Here is a 16,224-nt window from a genome sequence, read left to right as displayed (position 1 = left end):
CTTTGGCGCGGGCAGGGGACCGGAGCCCTCATGTCCACAATCCTGATCATCGAGCAGGTCCTGAACGGCCTGCAATTCGGCGTGATGCTGTTTTTGATGGCAGCCGGCCTGACGCTGATCTTTGGTGTCATGGGCTTGATCAACCTCGCGCATGGGTCGCTCTACATGGTCGGAGCCTTTGCTGCGGCGGCAGTGGCGGGGGCGACGGGGTCGTTTTTCCTTGGCCTTGTGGCCGCGCTTGCTGCGGCGGCGCTTGCGGGCGCGGTGATCGAGATGGTGGTCATCCGCCGCCTTTATGCCGCGCCGCATCTGGATCAGGTGCTGGCCACTTTTGCGCTGATCCTGATTTTCTCGGAAGGGACACGGTGGGTCTTTGGGTCATTTCCTCTCTTCCTCGACATTCCCGTTGGGCTGGCGGGGCCTGTCACGCTGCCGGGTGGGATCGAATACCCGCTGTATCGCCTTGCGCTGATTGGGATCGGGCTGGCGGTGGGTCTGGGCCTTTGGGCGCTGATCGAGCGCACGCGCATCGGCATTCAGATCAGGGCAGGGGAGAATGACCGCGAGATGATCGCCGCGCTGGGTGTGGACATCTCAAAACTCTACACGTTGATTTTTGCGCTGGGGGCCGCGCTGGCGGGGCTGGCCGGGGCGCTGGTCGGCGCGATCCAGTCGGTGCAAGTCGGGATGGGTGAGCCGGTGCTGATCCTCGCCTTTGTCGTGATCGTCATCGGCGGAATAGGCTCGATCCGGGGAGCATTCATCGGCGCGCTTTTGGTCGGGCTGACGGATACGCTGGGCGGTGTGTTCCTGCCGGAACTGTTCAAGCTCTTTATGGAAACCGGGGCCGCGCAAAAGAGCGGCTCGGCGATAGCGTCGATGGCAATCTACATATTGATGGGTTTGGTCTTGGTCTGGAGACCAACAGGCCTGTTTGGGGCACGCGGATGATCAATGAACGTATGATCAACGCGCTGGTTTTGGCCGGGCTGCTGGCGCTGCCGCTTTATGCGTTGGCCGTGGATGAGCCCTTTACCATCACGCTGGTCACCCGCGCCGTCATCCTTGCGCTGGCTGCCGTGGGTCTTAACATTGTTCTGGGCTTTGGCGGGATGGTCAGCTTTGGCCATGCAGTGTTCTTTGGGATCGGCGGCTACGCGATGGGCATTTTGGCCTATCATGCGCAGACTTATTCGACGCTGGATCTGGGCCTGTTCACGACTGAGGGTACGAAGCTGATGCCAGTCATCTGGCTGGTCGCGATGGCGGTGTCTGGATTGGTCGCGCTGATCATCGGGCTTCTGTCGCTGCGCACCAGCGGGGTCTATTTCATCATGATCACGCTCGCCTTCGGGCAGATGTTTTTCTATTTCGCGATTTCATGGGCCGAGTATGGCGGTGAAGACGGTGTGTCGATCTATGTGCGCAACAGTTTTCCCGGTTTGAATACGCTGGTCCCGATCCAGTTCTTTGCGATCTGTTTCGTGATCCTATGCCTTGTTCTGTTCCTCAAGGAGCGGTTGCGTGCGTCGCCCTTTGGGTTGGCCCTGAACGCGGCGCGGCAGTCGGCAACACGGGCAGAAACGGTGGGGCTGAACCCCATGCGACTGCGGCTGGTGGCCTTTGTGATTTCGGGGATGATCACGGGTCTGGCCGGGGCGCTCTTTGCCGACCTTAACCGCTTTGTGTCTCCGTCGATGTTCAGCTGGCAGCTGTCGGGTGAGTTGATCGTGTTGATCATCATTGGCGGGGCGGGGCGGCTGATGGGGCCGGTGATCGGTGCCTGTGTCTTTGTTGCGCTTGAGCATTTTCTCGGGGGGCTGACGGATTTCTGGCATGTCTATCTGGGGCTGATCCTCTTGGGGATTGTCCTGTTCGGGCGGGGCGGGATCATTGGGATGCTGACCCGGACGGAGGGCGCGCATGTCTGACGTGGTCCTGTCCACCCACAACCTGACCAAACGCTTTGGCGCGTTGGTGGCGACGGATGACGTGTCGATTGATCTGCGCGCTGGCGAGGTTCATGCGATCATCGGACCGAACGGGGCCGGGAAATCGACCCTGATTCAGCAGATTTGTGGTGGATTGAAGCCGGATGCAGGTCGCGTAGAATTGGTCGGGCGCGATGTATCTAGCCTAACCACGCAAGCGCGGGCCAAGGCTGGGCTTGGGCGCACTTTTCAGATCTCGCAACTGTGCATGGAGGATACCGTCCTTGAAAACGTGCTCCTTGGTGCAATAGGGGCAGGGGGGTCGCCTTGGCGGTTTTGGCGGGGTGCTTTGGGCCTCACGGACATGCGCGAACGGGCCCAAGCCGCGCTGCACCGAGTCGGATTGGCCGACGCCGCCGACATCCGCTGCGCAAACCTAAGCCACGGGCAAAGACGGCAGCTTGAGGTGGCGGTCGCGCTGACGCTGAACCCGCGCGCCTTTGTGATGGATGAACCGATGGCGGGGTTGGGCGCAGACGGGTCCAAACAACTGACCGCTTTGCTGGATGGCCTGCGGGCCGAGGCCCCGATCCTGCTGGTGGAACACGACATGGACGCGGTCTTTGCACTCGCGGATCGGATCAGCGTGCTGGTCTACGGAAAGGTCATCGCCACCGGCACCGCCGACGACATCCGCGCCAGCGACGTCGTGCGCGAAGCCTATCTGGGAACGGAGGCATGAGCTTTCTCAGGGTCGAAAACCTCACCGCCAGTTACGGTGTCAGTCAGGCGCTCTATGGCGTGGACCTGCATATCGACGCGGGCGAGGTCGTGGCGCTGATGGGGCGCAACGGGATGGGCAAATCGACGACGGTCAAGGCCATCTGTCGGATGATTGCATCGGATGGCACGCTACAACTCGATGGGCAGTCTCTGCACGCCCTACCCAGCCATCGCGTCGCGCGTCTCGGCGTGGGGTTGGTACCGGAAGGCCGCCGCTGTTTTGCAAGTCTCACAGTGCGCGAAAACCTCATCGCTTCGGCGCGCTTGGGGGACTGGACACTGGCTAAGGTTGTCGATCTCTTTCCCCGTCTGGGTGAACGCCTCTCTCAAAAGGCCGCGTCGCTTTCAGGGGGCGAACAACAGATGCTGGCCATTGGCCGCGCGCTGATGACGAACCCGCGCCTGCTGATACTTGATGAGGCGACCGAGGGGCTTGCTCCGATCATCCGGCAGGAAATCTGGGTCTCGTTAGAGCGGCTCAAATCGCAGACACAGGTTGCTATCCTCATTATCGACAAATCGCCGAAGGAACTGGCGCGGGTTGCAGATCAGGCGGTGATCCTGGAGCGCGGCAAGACCGTCTGGAGCGGTGCCATGGCGGACATGACAGCAGACATATCGACCCGCTTCGTCGGCGTTTAGCCCGTGTAGCTTTGCAGAGCCGCGCGGGTGCCTTGATCCCAAATCTGACGCAGCATCGTCTCGAACACAGCGGCAAACGCGTCATAGGTGGCGAGATCGCCGTAGATGCTTTTCTGTTCGAGCCACAGCTTGGGTGTCTCACGCGCGGCGAGCGCGCAGGTATTGAGAGCGTCCCAATGGGGGTCGTTGGCCTCAATGGTGCTGCCGTCCTCTCGGGTGCCGGCGCACATCCGCGCCCAGAGCGCTTCGGTCAGGGCCAGCCCGTTGATCGCGCCATCGGCAGCCAGCGCATCGCGCAGGATGGGAAGGATAAAGCCGGAATGACGGGACGACCCGTCAAAAGCCACCCGACGGGTTGTGTCGTGGATCTTCGGGTTCGCAAACCGCCGCGATACAAGCGTCACATAGTCAGTGGGCGTGATTTCTGGCACCGGGCTGACATAGGGCGTGATTTCGTCATGCTGCACCTTTTGAAAAAAGGCCGCGATGTCAGGATCAGCCATGCAGGCGGCGATGGTTGGAACACCCAACAATTCGCCCGCATTTGCCAGCACCTGATGACCGCCATTCAGAATGCGGATTTTCATCGTCTCATACAGGTGGACGTCGCTGGTCAACGTTGCACCGGCATCTTCCCACGGGGGGCGGCCAGCGCAGAAATCATCTTCGATGACCCATTGGCGGAAATTTTCGTGGGTGACGGGTGCGGCGTCTTCGATACCGAAGTCCCGCGCCGTGGCGAGTTCGGTCTTTCCGGTTGCCGGAACGATGCAGTCGACCATCGCATTTGGGAAACTTGCGTTCACGTCAATCCAGTCGGCAAGGTCCGCGTCGCTCAACCGGGCCAGTTCCACCACTGTGTCGCGGAGGACATCGCCATTGTGTTGCAGGTTATCGCAGCATTGGCCGGTGAATGCGCCGATGCCTGCGGCGCGCCGCGCCTTAAGCGCCGCCACCATCGCGCCAAAGGCGGTGCGAGGGCTGTTTGGCGATTTGGCATCGTGCTGAATGTCTGGGTGGGCGATATCAAGATTGCCACTCGCATCTCGGTAATAACCGCCTTCGGTCACCGTCAGGGCAACGATGCGAATAGCAGGATCGGACATCGCGGCGATGAGAGAGGCGTTGTCGTCCTCCACCGGCAGGAAGTCGATCATCGGGCCGATGATTTCGACCTGTCCGCCGCTTGGGTCGAGTTCGATCAGGGTCGTGAGGCAATCCTGTGCGCGCAGGTGATCGCGCATCTTGATGTCGCCGAGGCGGACGCCTGCGCCGATGATGGCCCAGTCATGCGCTTTGCCGTCCTGCATCAGGCGGTGCAGATACCAAGCCTGATGCGCGCGGTGAAAATTGCCAAGGCCGATATGCACGATCCCGGGTGTCAGGCGGGTGCGATCATAGGTCGGGATCAGAACCCCGTCCGGCATGTCGTGAAGGGTCGCGTTGCACAGCTTCATTGTGCGTCCTCCTGTGGATCGGTCCTTCATCAGCTCATCCAATTCCCGCCGTCGACGTTATAGGTCTGCGCGACGATGTAATTTGCCTCTTCTGACGCCAGAAAAATCGCCATGCCGGTCAGGTCCTCGGCGGTTCCCATGCGGCCATAGGGGACGGCTGCGCCGACCTCGGTCTTTTTCTGGCCAGGGGCCTTGTTTTCGTATTTGGCAAAGAACGCATCGACACCGTCCCAGTGTTCGCCATCGACGACTCCAGGTGCGATGGCATTCACGTTGATGCCGTGTTCGATCAGATTGAGCCCTGCGGACTGCGTCAGGCTGATCACAGCCGCTTTCGAGGCGCAGTAGACACTGACCAGCGCCTCGCCCCGACGGCCAGCTTGGGACGCCATGTTGATGATTTTGCCTTTGATGCCGTGGTCAATCATGTGCTGCGCGACGGCCTGCATCACAAAGAGAGTGCCCGCCACGTTGATGCTGAACACGCGTTCATAGTCCGCGCGTGTCACCTCGACGATGGGGGCCGCGGTAAAGAGCGCGGCATTGTTGATCAGGATGTCGATCTGCCCGAATGCCTGGACGGTGGTGGCAACGGCAGCGTCGATGCTGGCTTGATCGGTCACGTCCATCGCAACGGCCTGCGCACCGATCTCAGCCGCAGCTGCTTCGGCGCGCGCGATATCGATGTCAGCGATCATGACCCGCGCGCCTTCGGCGACATAGGCCTTGGCAAATGCCAGACCTATGCCGCGTGCAGCGCCCGTGATCAGGGCTGTTTTGCCAGCCAGCCGTGTCATGCGATCCGCAGACCTTGGTCGTCAAAGCGGTGCATTTCGTTCACCCGCGGGCTGAGCGAAATGGTGTCACCGTGGTTCAGGGCCACATTGCCAAGCGCGCGCACAGTGAGCGTTTCGGCCAAGCCTGTGTCATGCACATGGAAGAATGTGTCCGAACCCAGATGTTCGGCGACGCCAACAGTGCCCGTCCAGGCGCCGCCGGATTCCACGACGTCGATATGCTCGGGGCGGATGCCGACGGTCTTGGCGTTGTGCTTGCTGGCCTCGTCGCCTTCGATGAAGTTCATCTTGGGCGAGCCGATGAACCCGGCGACAAAGAGATTCTTCGGCGCGCTGTAGAGTTCGAGTGGCGAGCCAACCTGTTCGATCACACCAGCCTGCAGAACGACGATCTTGTCGGCCATGGTCATGGCTTCGACCTGATCGTGGGTCACGTAGATCATTGTGGTCTTCATGCGCGCATGCATCTCGGTGATCTCGATACGCATGCCGACGCGCAGCGCGGCGTCGAGGTTTGACAGTGGTTCGTCAAAGAGAAACGCCTTGGGGTCCCGCACAATCGCCCGGCCGATGGCCACACGCTGCCGTTGGCCACCTGAAAGCTGACCGGGTTTGCGATCCAGATAGTCGGTGAGGTTCAGGCTCTCGGCGGCCGCCATGATCCGCTTTTCCTGCTCGTCTTCGCTCAGACCCGCCATCCGCATCGGGAAGGCGATGTTCTTGCGGACGGTCATGTGCGGATACAGCGCGTAGGTCTGGAAAACCATCGACAGGCCGCGTTTGGAAGGTGACACCTGCGTGACGTCGGCGTCATCGATCAGGACCTTGCCGGAGGTCGTGTCCTCAAGACCTGCGATCAGACGCAAGAGCGTAGACTTACCGCAGCCCGAGGGGCCGACGAAGACCGCGAATTCACCGTCTTCGATGGTCAGGTCCAGCGGCGGGATGACTTCGACATCACCAAAGCTCTTGGACACTTTTTCAAGTTGGATACGTCCCATTGGTTTTTCCTACTTAACGGCGCCGAAGGTCAGGCCTTGGACCAGTTGTTTTTGACAGAACCAGCCCAGCACCACGATTGGGCCGACGGCTGCGGTTGAGACTGCGGAGAGGCGGCCAAAGAACAGACCTTCCGGTGCACGGTTGCCTTCGATCAGCTTGGACAGTGTGGCTGCTTCTGTCGTCGTCAGTCGAACGGTCCAGTAGGCCTCGTTCCAGCAGAAGATGAAGCAGAGAAGGGCAGTGGAGGCGATACCGCCCCAGGCAAGCGGGATCAGGATCTCGCGGATTTCACCCCAGGTGTTCACCCCGTCCATCTGGCCGGCTTCGATGATCTCTTTCGGGATTTCCTTGAAGTAGGTGAAGAGCATCCAGATCACGATCGGCAGGTTGATCAGCATCAGAACCACGATGATCAGGAAATGGGTGTCAAAGAGGCCCATGCTCTTGGTCAGGAACGTCATGGGGTACAGGACCGCAGCTGCAGGCAGCATCTTGGTGGACAGCATCCACATCAGCACGTCTTTGGTAGCGCGGCTGGGGTTGAAGGCCATGGCGTAGGCACATGGAATACCAACTGCGAGCGCAAAGATCGTGGCGAATACCGCGGTGATGACCGAGTTACGGGCAAAGCGCCAGTAATCGTAGTTTTCGGTCATGTTCAGGTAGTTCTCGAGCGTCGGCTGAAAGAACAGCAGGTACTCTGGTTTGACCGCATCGGCGTCGGTCTTGAAGCTGGTCAGAACCATCCAGAAGATCGGGAAGAAGAACAGAAGACCCACGACCCAGGCCAGTGTCGCCCGGCTGACGCGTCCATATTTTGAAGATTGTGCAACGATAGCCACGGCGCGTTACTCCATTAGGGTCTTGCCGATCATCCGCAGCAGGAAGATGGCAACGATGTTGGCGAGGATGACGGCAAAGATGCCGGTGGCCGAGGCCGCGCCGATGTTGTTGTTGGCGAATTCGCCGATCAGGTAGGGCAGGTTCTTGTTCCCGTTACCGCGGCTGACGATTTCGATTTCGGCATAGAGCGACAGGTGAAAGATCGCCTGGATCATCACGACAATCGCAATGGGTCGGGCGAGGTGCGGCAGCGTGAGAAAGCGGAACTGTGACCATGCGCCTGCACCGTCCAGAATGGCGGCCTCTTTCTGTTGCTGATCTTCGGATTGCAGCGAAGTCATGAAGATCAGAACGGCAAACGGTGTCCATTGCCACGTCACCATCATGATCACGGCAATGGCCGATGTCTGTGTGGCGCGGAACGAGATCGGCTCGAACTGGGGCCAGAGAGAGAAGAACCAGCCCACGACAGGTGCGTTTTGCAGGGACGAAATCAAATCGTTGATCCCGGCAACCGCCAACCCCTGAAGGCCCAATACCGGATCAAGGATCATATTGATCCACAAAACGGCATTCACCGCAGGCATGACGAAGAATGGAGAGATCAGAAGAACGCGGACGATGCCACGACCTGGAAAGGCCTTGTTGATCAGAACGGCAATCAACACGCCGAGGATCACTGTCAGGAACAGAATGCTGCAAACAATGAAAAGGCTGTTCTGGATCGCAAGGAGGAAGTCTTTGTTTTCCAGAACGAATTCGTAGTTTCCGAAACCGCGCCAGTTGCTCAGTGCAGGTTTGGTCCATTCGGGTCGGCGCAGGCTGTTCAACACATAACGGATGAACGAGAAGTAAAGCGTCATCCCGAGTGGGATTAGCATCCAGATCAAGAGCAGAATGACTGCCGGTGACTGAAGCAATCGTGGAAGCCGTCTATCAGACATAGCTTAATTCCCCTGGATAGGCGGCGGTTGTTGCGCCGTCCAACCCTGCATATCGCGGTTCTAAGTTTTGTGGTTTGTTTTTAAGCCGAAAACCGGCGGTAGGTGTGAGCCCAGCGTGGGCCGGGCTCACCCTTAGAATGGCTTACTCGAAGTAGCCTGCTTCTTTCATGATCGCTGTTGCTGCCTCTTGCGAAGCGGCCAGAGCGTCTTCAACCGATTTTGCACCGGACAGAGCAGCAGCCATTTCCTGAGCGACAGCGGAGCCGACTTCTGGGAATTCAGGCAGTGCTGCGAACTGAACGCCAACATATGGCTTCAGGTCGGATGCTTCTGGAGCGGCCGAGTCGATCGCTGCGAGTTCTGCCGACGCAAAGCCTGCTGCCGCTTGGAACTCTGGGATCGAGTATGTCGACGTACGCTGACCGGTTGGGACCGAGCCCCAGCCGAACTCTGGGTGGTTACCCACAGCTTGCACGTAGTCTTTGGATGTTGCCCACTCGATGAAGTCTTTTGCTGCTTCGGCGTTAGGCGAACCTGCCGGAACAGCCATTGCCCATGCCCACAGCCAGTTTGCACCAGCAGATACACCAGCGTTTGGCGATTGTGCGTATGCAACACCGTCAACTTCCAGGAACGAAGCCGCGATTGTGGCGTCGATCCACATGCCGCACTTGCCTTCGTTGTAGAGCGCCAGGATTTCGTTGAAGGAGTTACCTTCGGAACCTGGAGGGCCGTAGTTGCCCAGCAGATCAACGTAGAAGTTGATGGCTTCGTTCCACATCGCGCTGTCCAGCTGTGGACGGCCTTCTGCGTCGAACCATGCACCACCGAAGGAGTTCACGACGGTCGTGATGAACGCCATGTTGTCGCCCCAGCCTGGCTTACCGCGCAGACATGCGCCGTAGACGCCGTTGTCAGGGTCGTGCATTGCAGCTGCCGCATCTTTGATGCGCGCCCAGCTGTCGTTGTCGTTGATGGTGACGCCAGCCGCATCGGCCAGGTCTTTACGATACATAACCATCGACGATTCACCGTAGAACGGTGCAGCGTACATGGTGCCTTCGTGCGACAGACCTGCGCGGATCGCTGGCAGGATGTCGTCCATGTCGTATTCTGCGCCGAACTCAAGTGGTTCGATCCAGCCTGCAGCACCCCAGATTGGAGCTTCTTGCATGCCGATGTTGATGATGTCGTACTGGCCGCCACCGGTTGCGGTGTCGGAAGTAACCTGCTCACGCAGAACGCCTTCTTCGAGCGATACCCAGTTCAGTTTGACACCGGTTTCTTCGGTGTAGGCTTCTGCAACGGTCTGCATGTTGATCATGTGACCGTTGTTGACGATTGCGATCGTCAGTTCGGCTGCGTGGCCGTCGGCAAATGCCGCGCCGGTTGTGATCAACGACATTGCCGTCGCTGCACGCAAAGTGCGCTTCAAAGACATCCGAAGTTCCTCCCTTTTGGATGTTATGGGGGAACCCTAGGGCACAGGCTCACGCGCCGTCAACAAATAATTTACGCGCGTAAAGAAAGTTAGTCTCAGGCGCTATCTCTTAGGGTCAGCTTGCCTTCAATTCGCGTGCTTTTCCAAGGCTCTACGTGCCCTTCGATGGCTGCGAACAGACTGTCGGCTGCTGTCTGCGAGACCTTGTCGTAGTCATGCGAAATGGTCGTCAGCGGCGGGCAGGTATAGCGCGAATGGGGGTGTCCATCCTGTCCGGCGACTCGAATCTGGCAATCCTCACCGCGTCCGACCTTGACCCCGCGTTCGTAGCAGGCGGTCAGCAAACCGATAGCCAGACGGTCGTTGCTGCACAGGATTGTATTCGTGCTGAACAGACCTTCTTCGAGCGCCTTGTGTCCGCCGATGCGTCCGATTTCCTCGAACTCCCAGCCCTCACCTTCGATCGAAACGACCTGCGCGGGTTGGCCGAATTCTTGCATGGCGTCCAGATAGGCCTGCCTGCGGCGATGCGCGTTCGGGTTGGCCGGTGTCTTCATTTCGAAAAAGCACGGCGGTTCGCCCGTCCGACACAGGTAGTCGGTGATATGCGTCGTGAACTGCCGGTTGTCCGATCCCACAAAGGACAGGCCAAATTCTTCGACCGAACTGTCAAAGAGCAAGGTGGGGACGTCGGCGCAGAACTTCTCCAGCACGTCATGATCAGAAGCGCGGCCCAACGGGGCAAGCAGAACACCAGCAGGTTTCAAGCTGCGCAAACTGTCCAGAACCTCGACTTCATGAGCCGAGTCGCCATGTGCGCTGAAGAGCGTCGGGCGGTAGCCCGCATCTATACACCGCTGTTCGAGGTTACGCGCGATCTCGGCGAAATAGGGGTCGACCAGCAGAGGCACGACAATCCCAACCGCCTTGGTCAGTTTGCGATTCTGGTTCATCGCGTAGATGTTCGGGCGATAGTCGTGCAGTTTCAGCGCGTCTTCTATCCGTGCCCGTGTCTTGGGGCGCACGCTCTCTGGGTCGTTGAAGTATTTCGAGACTGTTGGACGGGAGATTCCGCTAACCGAAGCGAATTCTTCCATGTTTTTTATTCTGGCCATGGGTAAGCGCCGAAGGCTGGCCTCCATTCTTTTCACACCTCCGATAATCTTTACGCGCGACAAAAAATCAAGTAGCTCGTTAAGGATTGCCCGCATCTTTGCCGGGTAAGCAGAGAGCACGGCTATGTATCTGGGACTGGACCTTGGCACGTCGGCGGTAAAGGCGATCTGCATTGATGGTGCGACCATCCTTGCGACAGCGTCAGCGCCATTGGACATCTCTTCTCCGCAGTCAGGGTGGTCAGAACAGGCGCCAACGGATTGGTGGGATGCCACCTGCGCAGCGATACGGATGCTTGGGGAGAGTATCTCTTTGGCAGACATCCGCGCGGTTGGTTTGTCTGGACAGATGCATGGCGCGGTGCTGCTCGATGCAGATCAAAACGTGATCCGCCCGGCGATCCTGTGGAATGACAGCCGATCCGTGGCCGAGTGTGCGGTGTTGCAGGACGCGCTGCCTGATGTCGGCACGTTGGCAGGTATCCCGCCACTGCCGGGGTTCACGGCACCCAAGGTCATGTGGTTGGCGCGGCATGAGCCAGAGGCCTATTCCGCGATTGCCAATATCCTGCTGCCGAAAGACTACATTGGCTTTCGGTTGCATGGTCAGATGGTGACCGATCCATCGGATGCCGCAGGAACCATGTGGCTGAACCAAAGCACGCGCGATTGGGAGCCGAGGATTTTGGCGGCGACAGGCACGGCCCTGGAATGGTTGCCTGCTCTGCACGATGGCCACGACATAGTCGGCACAGTTACGCGGGACGCCGCAGAGACCACTGGATTGCCGTCGGGCATTCCGGTTGTGGCGGGGGGCGGTGATGCTGCAACGGGGGCGGTGTCGCTAGGGGCAACAGAACCGGGCAGGGGGTTCGTGTCTCTCGGTACATCTGGCCAGCTCTTTGTGGCGGACCGTGTCTATCGTCCCAACCCTGATCAATATGTTCATGCCTATGCCCACACGGTGCCGGATCGCTGGTTCCAAATGGCGGCGATGCTAAACGGCGCGCGTCCGATTTCGTGGATCGGTGAGCAGCTGGACCTGACCCCGGGCGATGTTGTGTCCCTCGCGGAAACTGCGCGCGCGGATCGGATCCCCGTTTTCCTGCCATACCTGACGGGTGAGCGAAGCCCGCATGGTGACCCGCATATCCGCGCAGGTTTTTTTGGCCTCGAAGACACCACAGCGCGGTCCGAGTTGTGTCGCGCGGTCGTTGAGGCTGTGGCTTTTTGCTTTGCCGACGCGGCTGAAAGCTTTGGCCCCAGCATGGAGACACTTCCAAAGCTCTTTGCCATTGGCGGGGGCAGCCGATCGGATTTCCTGTTGTCATTGCTTGCGACTGCGACGGGCAAACCGATCACTCGGTTGCAAGGCGCCGATAGCGGCCCGGCCTTCGGCGCCGCGCAACTCGCGGCCTGCGGGACGGGTGCGCTGGCGATGCAGGACTTTGGCGTGTCTGACACATCCGGCGAGACATTCGACCCAAATCCAGACACAGGATTTGCTGATCGCCTCGACCGTTTCCGCGCGACCTACGCAGCGCTGAAGTCGGTTTGATTTCTATCCGGGCTTCTTGAGAGCTTTGGTGTTGGAGAACTGCACCGCGCATCGCCGGGCAGCGCCATGTGCAGTGAGATTGATGTGTACCGCGTCAGAGAATTTCTAAGTCTGCTGTTTCTGGGCGGAAATTGCTTCTGGTGAATATGCCTTACCTTTGGTGCCGCCCCATGACACGCGGCCCAAGGGTCTGTTGAACACACCCCGCAGGAAAAGCTCGACACCAACCGAGCAGATGAATCCGAAATACAGAAGCTTCAGAGCCCATTTGGCAGCGGCAAAGCGAATGCCGTTTGAAAGATCCATGCGGCCTGCGGGCCAGAACCCTGCGAACAGCATATTTGCCCAGTAATACTGGGCGACCGGAACGGGGTAGTCGCACATAAAGACCCAGTGATCGATCAAAAGGCGTTTGATCCGTGCGCGGTTCGTGCCCTTTGGGGCACCGACGACGTATTTGCACCATGGCCCGGAGAACACCTCTAGGCTGTCAGGAACGTTGTCGAGATTTCGTTCCATGACCTCAAAACAGACAAAGCCATCGTCGCTTGTGTAGCGGTGTGGGATGCCATCTTGCACGATGGCGCGTTCGACGATGATGCAGCAGCCGTGCGGATAGTTGGTGGCGGGCGTGGTTATGTTTTTGACCCGGTGCAAAAGGCGTGATGCGGTGTTGTCACCTTTTACGGCGATCTTTTCCGGACCGACGGCGCCATGGAACTGTCTTTCCACCATCCTGGCGTACAGCCTTGGGATGCAATCCTCGCTGAGCAGCACATCGTCATCGATCCAACCGGCCGCACGGTAGGTGGATTGCGCAAAGACCCGGAAGCTTGCATTGAGCGTGTCGGCCTTGCGCCCCTTCGACATCATCACGCAAATCAGAGTGACGCCACGGGGAACCTTGACCTGGCGGGTGACCTCTTTGATGCGCTGCCGAAGCGGGGCGGGCTCTGCACCCTGCAGGCCCCAGACGATGGCAACATGACCCTCTGATGCGGCGGCTTGATGCAAAAGGTCCTGTAGCTGTGCTGCGTGCTCAGACGCATCGCAGCGTTGAATGATCGTTGGCACCACAAGCAATAGATCAGGATCGGTTTTAGCCACGGCCCCGCTCAGGTCGGATTCCGAGATTGCCTCGACCTGATCATTGGTCGTTGTGAACCACTGTGTGAACGATGGTGGTGTATACTCCGGGCTATAGGCGCGCCGGACCATGCGACGCACCAGACCGCGCAGGCCGGTTTCGCGGTTTTGGCTGAGACTGGCGAATGGTTCTTGCGCACCCATCAGACGATTAATCCGAGCCAGAACTGGTAACCCCGTCCAGATGGTCTGGAATGATCCGCTGAATCACATCGTCGACATACTGATCGGTGATGGCTTTCATCTGCTGTTCATCCGGGGTGCCTGTGAGGCTGGCTTTGCAGACAAAGCGCATCGCCTCGAGAAGGCGGATGATTTGCGCAGGCTGCACTGATCCGGTTTCCAGCAAGTAGCCAAGATTGCCGGCACGCTCACCTTTCTTGGTGTAGTCTACGATGTCGTCGGCGATTGTGATGATCGTTCCGAAAGCAAAGCTAAAGCGACCCGAGAGGTCCGCGCCCCGATCATCACTCACAAGGAAATTCGCCAAACGCCCGTAGATACGCAGGAACCCACCACCATAGCTGCAGCTGTGGAAGCGCCACTTGCGAAAGTCCTGCGACCGGTCGTGTTTGGTCTGCATGACCCCTTTGGTGAGCACGCGCATTTCGGCTTCGAGATTTGCGCACAAATCTGGTCGTTTGCTGATGTCGCTCATCTCTCCGCTGGCCGAGTGCAGGAGGTGCAGCCCACAGCAAACGAGGTCTGTCGAATCAAGGTCGGTGTCGAGATCGGCTGCGTCGTCGAGAAGTTTCATCCCAACGATATGCCGAGCAAGGCTATGGTCGATACGTGTACGCAGAGGCCCATGTGCCAGTCGGTGAGACAGGAGATAAGGGACTTTCAGATAAAGCCCGAGACCCTCGCAATACGAGAGAATGACCGGATCATTTGTCACCTCCTTCAGGCATTCGACAAGGTCAGTCTTCACATCACTGATCGCTTGCGCCCACCTTTCGTCAAAAGAGGGCAGGGCAGGCGGAACGTGGTCTGCAGGTGGGTGTGATGCAACCAACATGTCGTTATCCTAGGGCGTCGCTGTTATTGCATCTTGGCCGAATGGAGTTGGGCATCCGCTTAGGTGTATTCCGGAGACCGGCTTTCGGCATGAAGAGATTGGAAATACGAAATCGTTTCGCCAAGACCTTCCTGCAGTGTCACCTTGGGTTCCCAGTCGAGAGCGCTCTTGGCCAGACTGATGTCCGGTTTGCGCTGCATCGGATCATCTTGCGGCAGATCTTTGTATTCCATTGAGGAGTTGCCGCCGATCCGTCTTGTCACCTGTTCGGCCAGTTCCGCGATGGTGAATTCCACGGGATTGCCGAGGTTGATCGGACCGGTGATCGACGCATCCGAGTTCATAAGCCGAACCAGACCTTCAATCAGGTCATCGACGTAACAGAATGAGCGCGTTTGCTGTCCGTCGCCAAAGATGGTGATCGGCTGGCCTGACAGCGCCTGCATGATGAAATTCGACACGACACGACCGTCATGAGGGTGCATGCGTGGGCCGTAGGTGTTGAAAATCCGAGCCACTTTGATTTCGACGCCCATCTGGCGGTGGTAATCGAAAAAGAGCGTTTCTGCGCACCGCTTGCCTTCGTCATAGCAGGACCGCGGGCCAATCGGGTTTACGTTGCCCCAATAGTCTTCTGTCTGAGGATGAACTGCCGGGTTTCCATAGACCTCGGACGTTGAAGCCTGAAGGATCTTGCACCCCAACCGCTTGGCGAGACCAAGCATGTTAATCGCCCCGTGAACGGAGGTTTTTGTCGTCTGTACGGGGTCGTGCTGATACTGCACCGGCGACGCGGGGCAGGCGAGGTTGTAGATCTCGTCTACCTCGACATAGAGCGGGAACGTCACGTCGTGGCGCACGAACTCGAACAGGGGGTTTGCGTGCAGGTGGTCAAGGTTCCGCTTGGTGCCCGTAAACAGATTATCCGCGCAGATCACTTCGTGCCCTTGGCGCAGAAGATAGTCGCAGAGATGCGATCCAAGGAACCCAGCACCGCCGGTGACAAGGATGCTCTTGGTGCTGCCGTAGAGGCGGCGGTTGGTGTGGAAGACTTTCTGAAGCATAACGGCACCTCAAGCACAAAAAAATTGCACTTGTTCCAAAAATTTAATGCACGCTACGAAAAGCAACCTTGAGGTGTAAAGCTTTAATTCTTTCGCTGCGGCAAAAGACTGCGCATACAATCATAAAGACCATTATCTATGCAATATATGTCAAGGCGGGAATCGGTGATCGGCAATCCACCCAAGGTGGTGCTGTGAAAGTCAACTAAGACCTTGGTGCAGGGGTGATTGAGGCTTCGCCTATAGGATTCGGGGCCGAGATCGCGGGTTCGATGCGCAGATTGCCACTATAGTATTGGTTTTGAAAGATTTCGACGCTGAAAAAAGAGGCATATCTTTCCACTTGGCACTTTTTCGCTGGCGATTCCTCGTTTGCTTTCGCCGGTGCGAAACAGGTCGATCTGGACCTGACCTGGGGCACGCGGTGCGGCACACCAAAGGGCAGTATTTAAAGGGTCAGAAGTGCGTCAGGCCTCAATTCAA

The 16,224-nt window shown here is 58.4% G+C and carries 15 protein-coding genes; 5 read left to right on the top strand and 10 right to left on the bottom strand.

All coding sequences use genetic code 11. The features are described from left to right. The first annotated feature begins 30 nt into the window (after positions 1 to 30). Genes FE702_RS17350 through FE702_RS17335 form a run of 4 tightly spaced genes read left to right on the top strand, consistent with a single transcriptional unit; the run spans position 31 to position 3,356 of the window. The gene (locus tag FE702_RS17350; RefSeq protein ID WP_147127608.1) at positions 31 to 951 is read left to right on the top strand and encodes a branched-chain amino acid ABC transporter permease; all 921 of its coding nucleotides are present in this window, start codon (positions 31 to 33) and stop codon (positions 949 to 951) included. Next, positions 948 to 1,931, top strand: a complete 984-nt coding sequence (locus tag FE702_RS17345; RefSeq protein ID WP_147127607.1) for a branched-chain amino acid ABC transporter permease — start codon at positions 948 to 950, stop codon at positions 1,929 to 1,931. The genes FE702_RS17350 and FE702_RS17345 overlap by 4 nt, the downstream gene beginning before the upstream one ends. Continuing rightward, entirely contained in the window at positions 1,924 to 2,673 is a 750-nt protein-coding gene (locus tag FE702_RS17340) for an ABC transporter ATP-binding protein (protein ID WP_147127606.1), read from the top strand. Before FE702_RS17345 ends, FE702_RS17340 begins: the two co-directional genes overlap by 8 nt. Further along, positions 2,670 to 3,356 carry an ABC transporter ATP-binding protein gene (locus FE702_RS17335; RefSeq protein WP_147127605.1) on the top strand — a complete coding sequence of 229 codons (687 nt, stop codon included), beginning with the start codon at positions 2,670 to 2,672 and terminating at the stop codon, positions 3,354 to 3,356. Before FE702_RS17340 ends, FE702_RS17335 begins: the two co-directional genes overlap by 4 nt. Here the strand turns inward: FE702_RS17335 and FE702_RS17330 are convergent. The 7 genes from FE702_RS17330 to FE702_RS17300 all read right to left on the bottom strand — a co-directional run bounded on the left by FE702_RS17330 (position 3,353) and on the right by FE702_RS17300 (position 10,955). Beyond that, on the bottom strand, positions 3,353 to 4,813 hold the full coding sequence (locus FE702_RS17330) for a mannitol dehydrogenase family protein (RefSeq protein WP_147127604.1): 1,461 nt from the start codon (positions 4,811 to 4,813) through the stop codon (positions 3,353 to 3,355). The genes FE702_RS17335 and FE702_RS17330 overlap by 4 nt on opposite strands. A 29-nt stretch (positions 4,814 to 4,842) precedes the next feature. Further along, positions 4,843 to 5,610, bottom strand: a complete 768-nt coding sequence (locus tag FE702_RS17325; protein ID WP_147127603.1) for an L-iditol 2-dehydrogenase — start codon at positions 5,608 to 5,610, stop codon at positions 4,843 to 4,845. Further along, the gene (locus tag FE702_RS17320; RefSeq protein WP_147127602.1) at positions 5,607 to 6,611 is read right to left on the bottom strand and encodes an ABC transporter ATP-binding protein; all 1,005 of its coding nucleotides are present in this window, start codon (positions 6,609 to 6,611) and stop codon (positions 5,607 to 5,609) included. The genes FE702_RS17325 and FE702_RS17320 overlap by 4 nt, the downstream gene beginning before the upstream one ends. A gap of 9 nt (positions 6,612 to 6,620) precedes the next feature. Further along, positions 6,621 to 7,454 (bottom strand): carbohydrate ABC transporter permease, encoded by an 834-nt coding sequence (locus tag FE702_RS17315; RefSeq protein WP_186827148.1) that lies wholly within the window; start codon positions 7,452 to 7,454, stop codon positions 6,621 to 6,623. 6 nt (positions 7,455 to 7,460) lie between these two features. After that, the gene (locus FE702_RS17310) at positions 7,461 to 8,399 is read right to left on the bottom strand and encodes a carbohydrate ABC transporter permease (RefSeq protein WP_147127601.1); all 939 of its coding nucleotides are present in this window, start codon (positions 8,397 to 8,399) and stop codon (positions 7,461 to 7,463) included. 142 nt (positions 8,400 to 8,541) lie between these two features. Next, on the bottom strand, positions 8,542 to 9,804 hold the full coding sequence (locus FE702_RS17305) for an ABC transporter substrate-binding protein (protein ID WP_255449725.1): 1,263 nt from the start codon (positions 9,802 to 9,804) through the stop codon (positions 8,542 to 8,544). 131 nt (positions 9,805 to 9,935) lie between these two features. After that, on the bottom strand, positions 9,936 to 10,955 hold the full coding sequence (locus FE702_RS17300; RefSeq protein ID WP_147127599.1) for a LacI family DNA-binding transcriptional regulator: 1,020 nt from the start codon (positions 10,953 to 10,955) through the stop codon (positions 9,936 to 9,938). A 124-nt stretch (positions 10,956 to 11,079) separates the two neighbouring features. Here FE702_RS17300 and xylB point away from each other — a divergent pair, with 124 nt between their 5' ends. Continuing rightward, positions 11,080 to 12,513, top strand: a complete 1,434-nt coding sequence (xylB, locus tag FE702_RS17295; protein ID WP_147127598.1) for a xylulokinase — start codon at positions 11,080 to 11,082, stop codon at positions 12,511 to 12,513. A 105-nt stretch (positions 12,514 to 12,618) separates the two neighbouring features. Here xylB and FE702_RS17290 read toward each other — a convergent pair whose 3' ends face one another. From FE702_RS17290 to FE702_RS17280, 3 genes are read right to left on the bottom strand one after another with little or no spacing between them, the layout of a single operon-like run. After that, the gene (locus FE702_RS17290; protein ID WP_147127597.1) at positions 12,619 to 13,803 is read right to left on the bottom strand and encodes a hypothetical protein; all 1,185 of its coding nucleotides are present in this window, start codon (positions 13,801 to 13,803) and stop codon (positions 12,619 to 12,621) included. Between the two features lie 7 nt (positions 13,804 to 13,810). Further along, positions 13,811 to 14,677 (bottom strand): hypothetical protein, encoded by an 867-nt coding sequence (locus tag FE702_RS17285; RefSeq protein WP_147127596.1) that lies wholly within the window; start codon positions 14,675 to 14,677, stop codon positions 13,811 to 13,813. A gap of 59 nt (positions 14,678 to 14,736) precedes the next feature. After that, the gene (locus tag FE702_RS17280) at positions 14,737 to 15,741 is read right to left on the bottom strand and encodes a UDP-glucuronic acid decarboxylase family protein (protein WP_147127595.1); all 1,005 of its coding nucleotides are present in this window, start codon (positions 15,739 to 15,741) and stop codon (positions 14,737 to 14,739) included. Positions 15,742 to 16,224: the final 483 nt, after the last annotated feature.

Source organism: Shimia ponticola (assembly GCF_007995215.1).
Lineage (GTDB): Bacteria > Pseudomonadota > Alphaproteobacteria > Rhodobacterales > Rhodobacteraceae > Shimia_B > Shimia_B ponticola.
Note: the sequence above shows the minus strand (reverse complement) of the source record. Positions and strands in the feature narration are given on the sequence as shown.